This is a genomic window from Microbispora sp. NBRC 16548 (assembly GCF_030268985.1).
Taxonomy (GTDB): domain Bacteria; phylum Actinomycetota; class Actinomycetes; order Streptosporangiales; family Streptosporangiaceae; genus Microbispora; species Microbispora catharanthi.
On the sequence record NZ_BSSF01000001.1, the window covers coordinates 970,084 to 981,365 of the forward strand.

The following is an 11,282-nucleotide window of genomic DNA, read 5'->3' on the forward strand; positions in this document are numbered from 1 at the left end:
GGCCGGAGTGGTCAGGCCGACAGGCCAGTGATGCGGCAGGCGTCCGCCCAGCGTGCGGGATCGACCGCAGCGGGGGCGGGCTCGGCGGCTGTCCCTGTGGCGAAGCCGACGGCGAATTCGGCGGCGGAGTCGGGGGCGGTCCCGGCGTCGACTCCGGCAGCGGGACGCAGCAGGGCCCAGCAGTCGTCGATCGCGTCGGCCAGCAGGTCGCGCAGCAGCGGATCGGGGTCGGGCACGCAGGCCTGAGCGATGCCCCGCACCGCGAGCTGCACGGTGTTGGGCGCGGCGTACCTGCGGAAGCCCTTGGGCGAGACCCGCACCCCGCGCCCGAAGGTGTAGGCCCAGCGGGCGGCGTCAGGCACCTGGGCCAGCGCCTGCCTGCTGCGCTCGTCCAGGTCCCCGGCGGGGCGGCCCTCCAACTCGGCGAGCACGTGCTCGGCCGACAGGATCGAGACCGCCATCGCGAGCTGGCGCTCGTGCGCGACTACCGGCAGCGCGGCCCTGGCCGAGCACAGGGCGATCCGCGCGTCGAGGCGCGGATCGTCGCCCGTCAGGCCGATCACCGACGGGATCAGCTCGGCCAGGCGGGGCCGGGCGGCGTCGGAGGTGTGGTCGTTGACGAGGCGGGCGAGCCCGGCGAGCAGCGGGTGTGTGCACGACGGATGGTCGCTCCACCGCTCACCTGCGAGATAGGACGCGAACTCCATGAAGCAGGCGCCCTTGCTGGGATTGCGATGCTTGCCACGAGAGAGCATGGGCATCGCTGGAGGCATCTGACCGTGCACGAGCTACTCCACGCTGAATCGCCTGTTGTGTCCCTTTCAGTGTGCGCCCGTTATCGGACGTTGAGAAGAAGCCTTACCTCGACTTGTCCCGCGCATGCCGGAACGCTCCAGTGGCGGCCATGGGGGCCGTCACCGGTGCCCGGCGTGAACACGGCGCGGGTCAGGAACACGGCGCGGGTCAGGAACAGAGCGCGGTGTCGACGGCCTTCTCGACGTGGCCGAGCATCTCGAGGCTCTCGGATAGCCGGGTGACGGCGACGGCGACGGCCCGCCCGTCCTCGGTGACGGCGTTGCCGGGGTCGTCGCGGTGGTAGTCCTTCGGGTGCGGCGCGTCACCAGCCCGCTCGGAGGGCCGACGCTCGTGGAAGCGGAGGTGCCGTGCGACGCATGACATGCGTGCAGGCATCCGGAACCGGATGGGAAAAACAGAGGTGGAGACGGGATTTGAACCCGTGTACGCGGCTTTGCAGGCCGCTGCCTCGCCTCTCGGCCACTCCACCAGAGCGAGGCCCTCAATCGTGACCTCTCGGAGCGGAAGACGGGATTCGAACCCGCGACCCTCACCTTGGCAAGGTGATGCTCTACCACTGAGCCACTTCCGCGTCCGCCTTGCGGCGACGTGGCTACTGTACCGGGTTTTCGGCTGCGGTGTGTACTCAGAACGGCCGGGCGCTCGGTCTGCGGAACGCGCGGTCGGCTCCCCGCTCGATCGCGGGCAGGGTCAGGAAGATCTCCAGGATCCGCGTGAGCCGGTGCACCTCGTTGCGGTGGAAGTCCGGCCCCTCCGCCCTGGCCAGCATCAGCGACAGCGCCAGCGGCGGCAGCGGCGCGACGATCACGTGCAGGCCGGACGGCAGCGTGGCGGCCGTCGGCCGGGGCGGGGTCTTCTCGGGGAAGGGAATGTCCTCGGGTGCCCGCCAACTCGCGTACACGGTGACGCGCGGGTCCTTCTCGGTCGCCGCCGCCGCCCAGTCGGCGCTGAACAGCACCGGCATGGAGTCGATCAGCGTGCCGAGCGCGCGGTCGCCCGCCGTGGTGAGGAACTTGAGGATCTCGAGCTCCGGGTAGGTGCCGGGGGCCTCCCTGGTGCCCCAGATGCCCTCGATCTGGACCTCGTCCACGCCGTGCAGGGCCCGTACGAGGTCCTCGCGGGGGGCGGCGTCGGGCCAGTAGACGGTGAAGTCGTCGAGGGCGCGGCCGCCGCCCCGGTCGAGCACCGTCACCTGCGTGATGTCGGCGCCCGCGGACCCGAGGACCCCGGTCACCTGGCTCAGCGAGCCCGGACGATCCGGCAAGGCGATTCTCAGCCGCAGCAGCATGACGACCTCCCCCACCGTTGGTCCAGGTCAGATTAACCGGGGCAAAAGCCTCACGTCCATGATCTTGTACGGCTCACCGCCGGCAGCGGGGACAATGAACGGGTGAAAGTCGGCGTGCTCGAGGTCTGGCCCCCGGTGGTGCTCGCTCCCATGGCGGGCATCACGAACATCGGTTTCCGCACGCTGTGCCGGGAGCAGGGCGGCGGCCTGTTCGTGTCCGAGATGATCACTTCGCGGGCGCTGGTCGAGCGGGTGCCGCTGACGTTCCAGATGATCCGGTTCGGCGCGGACGAGTCCCCTCGCAGCATCCAGTTGTACGGGGTCGATCCGGCCGTCATCGGCAAGGCCGCGCGGATGATCGCCGAGGAGGACCTGGCCGACCACATCGACCTGAACTTCGGCTGTCCCGTGCCCAAGGTCACCCGCAGGGGCGGCGGGTCGGCCCTGCCGTACAAGCGGAACCTGCTGCGCGCGATCCTGCGCGAGGCGGTGGCCGGCGCCGGGCCGCTGCCGGTCACGATGAAGATGCGCATGGGCATCGACGAGGACCACCTGACCTACGTCGAGGCGGGCCGGATCGCCGTGGAGGAGGGCCTCGCCGCCGTCGCCCTGCACGCCCGTACGGCCCGCCAGCACTACGGCGGCGCCGCGCACTGGGACGCGATCAAGCGGCTGAAGGACGCGGTGCCGGAGATCCCGGTGCTCGGCAACGGCGACATCTGGAGCGCCGACGACGCGCTGCGCATGGTCGCGGAGACCGGCTGCGACGGAGTGGTGATCGGGCGGGGCTGCCTGGGGCGGCCGTGGCTGTTCCGCGACCTCGATCTGGCCTTCCGGGGCTCGGCCGAGCGCGTCCGTCCCCGTCTGGGTGAGGTCGGCGCGATGATGCTGCGCCACGCCGAGCTGTTGTGCGAGGTCATCGGCAGTGAGTCGCACGGGCTCGCCGACTTCCGCAAGCACGTCGGCTGGTATCTCAAGGGCTTCGTCGTCGGAGCCGAAACTCGACGCGCCCTCACTTCGGTCACCCGCCTGCCGGAGATGGCCGAGCGGGTGGCCGAGCTCGACGCGGACCAGCCGTGGCCGGAGGAGGCCGACGGCCCGCGCGGCAAGAGCGGCGAGAGGTCGAAGGTGTCGCTGCCGCACGGCTGGCTCGACGACCCCGACGACATGACGATCCCCGGCGCCGGAGCCGAGGACCCCACCTCCGGCGGCTGACCGGTGCTCATGGCGCTCGCTCCGCTCGCGCGGCTCACGGCGTCCGCTCCGCTCAGGCGTCTGCGTCCGCCCCGCTAGCTAGCGTCCTGAGCCTGAAATCAGTCGGCAACATCGTGCGAGGGAATCGAGGATTTCCTCTGTGGTCTTCTGCCATACGAACGGCCGGGGGTTGTCGTTCCACTGGGCGATCCAGTCCCGGATGTCCTTCTCCAGGGACTGGACGCTCTTGTGCACCCAGCGCCGGATGAGCTGATCGGTCAGGAACCCGAACCACCGCTCCACCTGGTTGATCCACGAGGAGCCGGTAGGGGTGAAGTGCATGTGGAACCGCGGGTGGCGGGCCAGCCACGCCTTGATCGCCGGCGTCTTGTGAGTGCCGTAGTTATCGCAGATCAGGTGGACGTCCAACTCGGCGGGAACCGTCTTGTCGATCGTGACCAGGAACTTCTTGAACTCGGTAGCGCGGTGCTGACGGTGCAACTCACCGATGACGGTTCCATCGTCGATGTTGCACGCGGCGAACAGGCTCGTGATCCCATTGCGGACGTAGTCATGGGTACGCCGCTCGGGCATGCCCGGCATCATCGGCACGACCGGTTGCGACCGGTCCAGTGCTTGGATTTGGGACTTCTCGTCCACGCAGAGCACTACCGCGCGCTCGGGCGGATTGTGGTAGAGGTCCACGACATCGACGACCTTCTCCACGAACAGTGGATCGGTCGAGAGTTTGAAGGTGTCGGCCTGGTGGGGCTTGAGCCCGAAGCCGCGCCAGATCCGCCCGATCGTGGACTTCGATCGGTCCGCCACGGGCGGACCGTCGCCACGCTCATACCGAGATCCCGTGCCACCTGTGCAGTGCTGGCCCCGGACTCGGCGCAGGCCAGTACGATCTTCGCTCGGCCCGCCAGCTCTGACACCCCCGCCGTCAGGCCATGCAGCAAGGCCCGCTCAGCATCAATGACCGAAAAGGTTCACCGGGTTGCTCGCCGGTCGACGTAGTCAACTGAGCTGAGCGTCGACCGATGGCGAGACGCATGGCAAGGAAGCCCACGCAACCGCGAACATTGAGGTTGCCGCGAACATCTAAGCGGACATGATGAAGACCTTCGCCGTGGGCCTGGTGGCTGCGGCAGTTACGGGAGCGCTGTTGACCCACCCCGCCGAGGCGTCCGCCAAGCTGTACACCCACCCCTGCCAGGGCGTCAGCCACTGCGTGGACGAGAAGACTGACGGTGAGGGGTGGATGGTCAACACGCCTAAGAAGAACTGGAAGAAGGTTATCTACCGCTTCCACCACCTCACCAGGCAGGCACGTTCGGTCTGCGGCAGCGGCAGCGGCTACCACACCAGCGAGAAGAACCTACACATCGCGATGTTCCTCACGGCCCCCCACAGCACCGCTAGGAAGACCATCGAGATCAAGGCCTCGGGACCCACCCCCCGGAAATACTGTTTCTAGTCTAGGTGCTCTCGCGTGGCGGCGGACGGCCCGGAAACGGGCGGACAGGGGTGCGGCGCCCGCGCGTAGGCTCGGGGCATGACGAACGCGATCATCACGGCCCGCGGGGTCGGGCTGGATCTGGGCGGCGTACCCGTGCTGCGCGACGTCGATCTCACCGCTGCTCCGGGCGAGATCGTCGCCGTCATGGGGGAGAACGGCGTAGGGAAGTCGACGCTGCTGCGATGCCTGGCCGGCCTGCACCCCTCGCCGCGCGGCGAGATCGACGTTCTCGGCGGGCCGCCGGCGGACCTGCCGGACTTCTGGCGCCGGGTCGTGCAGGCCGGCGACGAGCCCGCCTGGTATCCGGGCCTGAGCGTCCGCGAACACCTGGAGCTGATGAGGGCCGTCCAGCAGGACGCCCGCCTGACGGCCGACGAGGCGCTGGAGACCTTCGAGCTGCGCGCCCGGGCCGATCTCGCCCCGTTGTCGCTGTCCACCGGCCAGCGGCAGCGGCTGTCGCTGGCGATGGCCCTGCTCCGGCCGAGCCGCCTGCTCCTGCTCGACGAGCCGGAGCGCGGCCTGGACGCCGGGTTCAGGCAGCGCCTCGCGGGGATCCTGCGCGGCTACGCCGCCGAGGGCGGCACGGTCGTGATGGCCACCCACGACGCGCGGCTGGCGCAGGACGCGGGAGCCCGTGTGATCACGCTGCGGGCGGCGTCGTGATCCCGGCGGCCGCGCGGACGCACCCCGCCCTCGCCTACCTCCGCGCCCGCCGTGGGCGTCCGGCGACCTTCTCGGACCGCTACACCGGCGTTTTCGGCCTGCTCATCGCCGCCGCGGTGCTCGGCCGCCCGATCGCGGAGGCGCTCGCCGGGCTGGCCCACCACGCCGACCCCGCGCGGCTCGGCCCCGGGCTCGCGCTGGTCGCGGCGGCCTACGCGGGCTTCCTCGCCCTGGTGCGGGCGCTCGGACCCGTCGTGCTGCCCGCCGCCGACGCCTCGTGGCTGGTGACGTCGCCGCTGCCCCGCCGGGCCGTGCTCGGCCGTACGGCGCTGCTCCTGCTGTCGGCGGCGGTGCTCGCCGGGGCGGCGCTCGGGCTGACCGCGCTGTCGGTGTTCGGAGCCCCCGATCAGCTCGGTGTGCGTCTCGCGGCGGCGCTGGTGCTCGGTGTCGCGGCGGGCGTGGGCGGCATGGCCACGGCGGTGCTCGGCCAGCAGTCCCCGGCGTCGGACGCCCGGCTGCAATTTCTGGTCACCGGGGCTCTTTCCGTGGCCGTGCTCGCGGCCGTCCTCGGCGCGGGCCCCGGCCGCCGGATCCTCGGCGCCGTCGCGGAGGCGCCCGCGTCCCTGGGCGCGGCGGTCGCGGGCGTCGCCTCCGTCGTGGCCGCCTTCCTCGTACGGCAGGCCTGGGCGGCGCTCGCCCGCATCCCCGCCCGCCGGATCCTGGCCTCCTCGACCAGGACGGCGCGGGTGACCTCGGCGGCGACCACGCTGGATCCCGGGATGCTCACCTGGGTCGCGGAGGACGCCCACTGGCGCGGCCGTGCGCTGCGTTCCCGCTCCTGGCCCCGCCTCCTGTCGCGGCTCGGCCCGGCGCCCGCGCTGGCCTGGCAGGAGTGGCTGCGGGTGGGTAGACGGCCGGGCCGCCTAGCGGCGCTGCTCGGTGCGGCGGCCCTGCCCGCCGTCTGCGCGAACGCCATCGGAGGCGGGTCCGGGCCGGCCGCCGGGATGCTGTTGTGCGGGGCGCTGACCGCTGCCGCGATGTGCACCGGAGGGGTCCGGCGCGACGGCGGCGACCCGGCCCTGGCCCGGATGCTGGCCGTGGACGGCAGGGCGGCGACGGCCGCCCGGGCCGTGCTGCCCGCGCTGCTGGCCGCCTCCTGGTCGGCGCTCGCCCTGGTGGGCCTCCAGGCCGCGGGCACGCTGCCGGCGGGGGCCTGGTGGGTGCTCGGGCCGGCCGCCGCCCCCGCGCTCGCGGCGGGCGCGCTGCGGATGGCCCGGCGGCGGCCCGTCGACCACTCCATGCCGGTCATCGACACCCCGGGTGGTGCGGTGCCGACGGGACCGCTGATCTGGGCGTTGACCGGCGTGGACCTCGCGCTGTTCGGGTCCCTGCCCGCGCTCGCCGCGCTGGCGTCGCGGCCCGCCTCGGTGGCGCCGTACGTCGCGGCGCAGGCCGTCGCCGGGGCCGCGGTGCTCGCCGCCTACATCCTGCGGCCGAGCCGCGGGAAGCGCCCGTAGACGCGACCGGCCGGTAGGAGCGGGACTACGGCCTGTGACCGGACTGTGATCCGGATGGTGACTACACGAAGTCAACTTCGGCGTACCTTGCGGTCAAGGGCTTGCCGCACCGCAGGGGAGACGCGTGACCGAGACCCGGCACGAGACGTCGGCGGAGAACCTCGTCGCCGAGTTCGACGCGGAGCGTCCCGCCCGGCGCCTGTCCGGCCGCCCGGCGGCGCTCGTCACGATCGTCGCGCTGGTCCTGTCGCTCTACGCGCTCTACCAGACCTTCCGGCCGGGGGCAGTCCTGCCCTACCGGATGGCGTTCCTGGCCGTGGTGCTGCCGCTGGCCTTCGTCTGCTACAAGGCGCGGCGCCGGGGCGGCGATCGGATCAGCCCGCTCGATTGGGGGCTCGCGGCGCTGTCCCTGGCCGTCTGCGTGTATCCGCTCGTCGTCTTCGACGACCTCATCCGCCGGGCGTACGCGCCGACGCCGCTCGACGTGGCGGCGGGAGCGCTGCTCACGCTGCTGCTCCTTGAGGCGTGCCGGCGGACCGTGGGCTGGATCCTGCCCGTCGTGTGCGCGGTCTTCTTCGCGTACGCCTACTACGGCGGCTACCTGCCCGCCGACTGGGCGCTCGGCCACCGGGGCTACGACCTGGACCGGATCGTGGCGGCCTTCACAATGGGCACCGAGGGTGTCTACGGCGTGCCCCTCGACGTCGCGGCGACGTACATCATCCTGTTCACGATCTACGGCGCGGTGCTCGACCACTCGGGGGCGGGGCGGTTCTTCGTCGACGTCTCCTTCGCCGCGTTCCGCCGCTCGCGCTCCGCGCCGGGGCGGACCGTCACGCTCGCGGGGTTCCTGCTCGGCACGGTGAGCGGTTCCGGCGTGGCGACCACGGTGAGCGTGGGCAGCGTGGCCTGGCCGATCCTGCGCCGGGCCGGCTATCCGCGCGAGCAGGCCGGGGGAGTGCTGGCCGCGGCCGGCATCGGCGCGATCCTGTCGCCCCCCACGCTGGGCGCGGCGGCGTTCATCATCGCCGAATACCTGCGGGTGAGCTACCTGACCGTGCTCGTCTACGCCACGATCCCGACCGTCCTGTACTACCTGGGCGTCTTCCTCGCGATCGAGATGGACGCCCGCAGGTACGGCACGCGGGCCGTTCCGGTGGACGCGGGCGGTCCCTGGCCGCTGATCAGGCGCTTCGGCTACCACTTCAGCTCGCTGTTCGTGATCATCATCCTGATGGCCCTCGGCCAGTCGCCGTTCCGCGCGGTCGTGTACGCCACGCTGCTGGCCTTCGCGCTGTCGTTCCTGGACCGCACCCCCGGCGGCGAGAACCGGCTGACCCCGCGTCGTGCCGTACGGGCCCTGGCGGCGGGCGCCACCGGCATGCTGCCGGTCGCGGTCACCTGCGCGGCGGCGGGCACGATCGTCGGCGTGGTCACGCTCACCGGGCTCGGGCTCAAGGCCGGCTCGCTGATCGTCGGCCTGTCCGGGGGGAACCTCGCGGCCACCGCCGTGGCCTGCGCGCTGGCCGTGCTGCTGCTCGGGCTGGCCGTGCCGGTCACGGCGTCCTTCGTCATCGCCGCCGTGATCATCGGTCCCGCGTTGCTGAACCTCGGCGTCACCCCGGCCGAGGCGTACATGTTCATCTTCTATTACGCCGTGCTGTCCGAGGTGAGCCCGCCGACGGCGCTGTCGGCCTTCGCCGCCTCGGCGATCACGGGCGGCAACGCGCACCGCACGATGTGGGCCACCTGGAAGTACACGCTCCCGGCGTTCCTCGTGCCCTTCGCGTTCGTGCTCACGCCGTCCGGCGCGGCCCTGCTGGCCCAGGGGCCGATCGGCGGGATCCTGCTCGCCACGGCCGTGTCCGCGCTGGCCGTGGCCGTCCTCGCGGTGGCCACCGGCGGCTGGATCGCCGGCCCCGCCGGTCCGGCCGAGCGGGGCCTGTGCGCGCTGGCGGCGGTCCTGCTGCTCGTCCTGTCGCCCTGGCCCGTGCTGGCCGGGCTGGGCGTCGCGGCCCTGGCACTCGCCGTCCACTTCGTCCGCAGACAAAAGGAGGCGCATCCGTGAGGTTCAGGCTCGTGACGGCGCTGGCCGTCACCGCGGCACTGCTGGCCGCCGGTTGCGGGGGCGACCGGTCGGGCGCGGGGGGCGGCACGGGCGGCGGGACCCGCCTGTCGATCGCCACCGGCAACACCACCGGCGTCTACTACGTGCTGGGCGGCGGGCTCGCCGAGCTGATCGACAAGCACCTGCCGGGCCACCGGGCGACCGCGGAGGCCACCGGCGCCTCGGTGGAGAACATCCAGCGGGTGGTCAGGGGACAGTCGGACATCGCCTTCACGCTCGCGGACACGGCCGCCGACGCGGTCAAGGGCACCGGCGCCTTCACCGCTCCGCAGCCGATCCGCGCGCTCGCCCGGCTGTACGGCAACTACACGCACGTGATCGCGCGGACCGACGCCGGGATCACCTCCGTCGCCGCCCTGCGCGGCAAGCGGGTGTCCACGGGCTCGCCGAACTCGGGAACGGAGGTGATCGCGCTGCGGCTGCTCGCCGCAGCCGGGCTCGATCCCGACAAGGACGTCAAACGGCAGGCGCTGTCGCTGCCCGAGACCGTGCAGGGGCTCAAGGACGGCACCCTCGACGCGCTGGTGTGGTCGGGCGGGCTGCCCACCTCGGGCATCACCGACCTGGTGACGAGCATGGGCGACGAGGTGACCTTCGTGCCGCTGAACGACGTGCTGCCCGCCATGCGCGCCGCCCACGGCCCCGTCTACGCGGAGGGGGTGATCCCCAAGGCGGCGTACGGCACGCCGTCCGACGTGCCGACCATCGTCGTGCCGAACCTTCTCGTGGTGAACGCGGCGATGGACGCGAAGCTCGCGGAGGACCTCACCCGGCTCGTCTTCGACCACAAGGCCGACCTGGAGAAGGTGCACGTGTCGGCCAAGGAGATCACCCTCGCCGACGCGCCGAAGACCGACCCCGTGCCACTCCACGAGGGCGCCAGGAAGTTCTACGGCTGACCGGGCGGGCACGGCGTTCGCCGCTCCGCGCTTCTCATCTCGCATGACGACGTCTTGAACCTGACATTGATGTCAACTTCTACCCTCTCGGCGTGACGGACAGGCCGTCAACGAAGGAGGCGTCGATGAGCGACCTGACGGGCAAGGTTGCGCTGGTGACCGGCGGCAGCCGCGGGATCGGCGCGGCGATATCGAAGCGGCTGGCTCAGGCGGGGGCGGCGGTCGCGCTGACCTACGCCGAGGCGGCGGACCGAGCGCGTGAGGTCGCCGAGCAGATCGAGGCCCACGGGGGCAGGGCCGCGGTGATCCAGGCAGACCTGGCCCGGCCGCAGGCGGCGGCGGAGGCGGTGGAGCAGACGGTTCGGGAGCTGGGCCGTATCGACATCCTGGTGAACAACGCGGGCTTCCTCGCCTACGGCCCGCTGGCGGAGGTGTCCCCCGCGGACCTGGACCGGGTGCTCGCCGTGGACGTCCGGTCGGTGTTCCTGGCCGCCCAGGCCGCCGCCCGGCACATGGGCGACGGCGGACGGATCATCAGCATCGGGTCGTGCTTCAACGGGCGCGTTCCCGGCTCGAACTTCGTCCTGCAGGCGACGGCCAAATCCGCGCTCGTCGGGCTGACGAAGGGACTTGCCCGGGAGCTGGGACCGCGCGGGATCACCGCCACCATCGTGGACCCGGGCCCGATCGACACCGACATGAACCCGGCCGACGGCGAGACCGCCGGCTTCCAGCGCTCCCTCACGGCCCTGGGGCGTTACGGCGAGGCCGAGGACATCGCCGCCGCGGTGGCCTACCTGGCGGGCCCCGGCGGCCGCTACATCACCGGCACCGCCCTCGCCGTGGACGGCGGGTACACCGTCTGACGCCGGAGCCTTCCCCGGCCTCCACGGCTAGATGATTGATTCCAAGCCCTCCGGCTGGGTCAGTGGTCGTATGCGATCAGCGACCGTTTGACCGGCTGACCGGTCCTGTCGTTGTGCCAGATCACGCAGGTCAGGGCCAGGATCCGGATGACCACACGGGCGATCACCCCTGCTGGGGTGCGGCCACCGTGCCGTTCTAGGTCGAGCTGGCCCTTGAAGGTCTGGTTGATCGACTCAATGATCTGGCGCAAGGGCTTGAACAGTGGTGTTCCGGCCCGCGGGGGTTCACCCTTGCGGGCCTTGCGCATCAGGTGCAGCCCGGCGGCGGCCAGCGTGTGTTCGAAGTCGCGGCCGTAGTACTGCATGTCGGCGATGATGGTCTGCCCGGG

10 protein-coding genes, 2 tRNA genes and 2 pseudogenes are annotated in these 11,282 nt (G+C 71.9%); 7 read left to right on the forward strand and 7 right to left on the reverse strand.

The annotated features are described in order from the left end of the window. Window positions 1-11 precede the first annotated feature (11 nt). The 5 genes from QSK36_RS04365 to QSK36_RS04385 all read right to left on the reverse strand — a co-directional run bounded on the left by QSK36_RS04365 (window position 12) and on the right by QSK36_RS04385 (window position 2,104). Window positions 12-761, reverse strand: coding sequence for a hypothetical protein (locus tag QSK36_RS04365; RefSeq protein WP_225898037.1), 750 nt, complete (start codon window positions 759-761; stop codon window positions 12-14). 202 nt (window positions 762-963) lie between these two features. Continuing rightward, on the reverse strand, window positions 964-1,179 hold the full coding sequence (locus tag QSK36_RS04370) for a hypothetical protein (RefSeq protein ID WP_285781423.1): 216 nt from the start codon (window positions 1,177-1,179) through the stop codon (window positions 964-966). Window positions 1,180-1,214: 35 nt separating this feature from the next. Next, a tRNA-Cys gene (locus QSK36_RS04375) sits at window positions 1,215-1,285 on the reverse strand. Window positions 1,286-1,315: 30 nt separating this feature from the next. Continuing rightward, window positions 1,316-1,387: transfer RNA gene (locus QSK36_RS04380), tRNA-Gly, on the reverse strand. Window positions 1,388-1,441: 54 nt separating this feature from the next. Beyond that, window positions 1,442-2,104 carry an ACT domain-containing protein gene (locus QSK36_RS04385; RefSeq protein WP_285781424.1) on the reverse strand — a complete coding sequence of 221 codons (663 nt, stop codon included), beginning with the start codon at window positions 2,102-2,104 and terminating at the stop codon, window positions 1,442-1,444. Window positions 2,105-2,206: 102 nt separating this feature from the next. Between QSK36_RS04385 and dusB the strand changes: the two genes are divergently transcribed. Continuing rightward, the gene (gene dusB, locus QSK36_RS04390) at window positions 2,207-3,319 is read left to right on the forward strand and encodes a tRNA dihydrouridine synthase DusB (RefSeq protein ID WP_285781425.1); all 1,113 of its coding nucleotides are present in this window, start codon (window positions 2,207-2,209) and stop codon (window positions 3,317-3,319) included. Window positions 3,320-3,397: 78 nt separating this feature from the next. Here the strand turns inward: dusB and QSK36_RS04395 are convergent. After that, window positions 3,398-4,278 (reverse strand): annotated as a pseudogene (locus tag QSK36_RS04395) (IS630 family transposase). Between the two features lie 188 nt (window positions 4,279-4,466). On the opposite strand from QSK36_RS04395, the gene QSK36_RS04400 reads away from it, so the two are divergent. The 6 genes from QSK36_RS04400 (at window position 4,467) to QSK36_RS04425 (ending at window position 10,893) form a co-directional block, all read left to right on the forward strand. Beyond that, a complete protein-coding gene (locus QSK36_RS04400) occupies window positions 4,467-4,778 on the forward strand; it encodes a hypothetical protein (protein ID WP_285781426.1) in 312 nt (103 codons plus the stop codon). A 78-nt stretch (window positions 4,779-4,856) separates the two neighbouring features. Further along, complete coding sequence (ccmA, locus tag QSK36_RS04405) at window positions 4,857-5,483, forward strand: heme ABC exporter ATP-binding protein CcmA (RefSeq protein ID WP_285781427.1); 627 nt, start codon at window positions 4,857-4,859, stop codon at window positions 5,481-5,483. After that, on the forward strand, window positions 5,480-7,000 hold the full coding sequence (locus QSK36_RS04410; RefSeq protein ID WP_285781428.1) for a DUF6297 family protein: 1,521 nt from the start codon (window positions 5,480-5,482) through the stop codon (window positions 6,998-7,000). Before ccmA ends, QSK36_RS04410 begins: the two co-directional genes overlap by 4 nt. 124 nt (window positions 7,001-7,124) lie before the next feature. Next, window positions 7,125-9,068 (forward strand): TRAP transporter permease, encoded by a 1,944-nt coding sequence (locus QSK36_RS04415; RefSeq protein ID WP_285781429.1) that lies wholly within the window; start codon window positions 7,125-7,127, stop codon window positions 9,066-9,068. Then, on the forward strand, window positions 9,065-10,027 hold the full coding sequence (locus tag QSK36_RS04420; RefSeq protein WP_221263662.1) for a TAXI family TRAP transporter solute-binding subunit: 963 nt from the start codon (window positions 9,065-9,067) through the stop codon (window positions 10,025-10,027). Before QSK36_RS04415 ends, QSK36_RS04420 begins: the two co-directional genes overlap by 4 nt. A gap of 125 nt (window positions 10,028-10,152) precedes the next feature. Further along, entirely contained in the window at window positions 10,153-10,893 is a 741-nt protein-coding gene (locus QSK36_RS04425) for an SDR family NAD(P)-dependent oxidoreductase (RefSeq protein WP_285781430.1), read from the forward strand. 59 nt (window positions 10,894-10,952) lie between these two features. On the opposite strand, the pseudogene QSK36_RS04430 reads toward QSK36_RS04425, so the two are convergent. Beyond that, window positions 10,953-11,282: pseudogene (locus QSK36_RS04430) on the reverse strand (IS982 family transposase); the annotation flags it as partial.

Coding starts and splice junctions, on each gene's coding strand:
- QSK36_RS04365 (WP_225898037.1), bottom strand. CDS start 761: ATGCCCATGCTCTCTCGTGGCAAGCATCGCAATCCCAGCAAGGGCGCC.
- QSK36_RS04370 (WP_285781423.1), bottom strand. CDS start 1,179: ATGTCATGCGTCGCACGGCACCTCCGCTTCCACGAGCGTCGGCCCTCC.
- QSK36_RS04385 (WP_285781424.1), bottom strand. CDS start 2,104: ATGCTGCTGCGGCTGAGAATCGCCTTGCCGGATCGTCCGGGCTCGCTG.
- ccmA (WP_285781427.1), top strand. CDS start 4,857: ATGACGAACGCGATCATCACGGCCCGCGGGGTCGGGCTGGATCTGGGC.
- QSK36_RS04425 (WP_285781430.1), top strand. CDS start 10,153: ATGAGCGACCTGACGGGCAAGGTTGCGCTGGTGACCGGCGGCAGCCGC.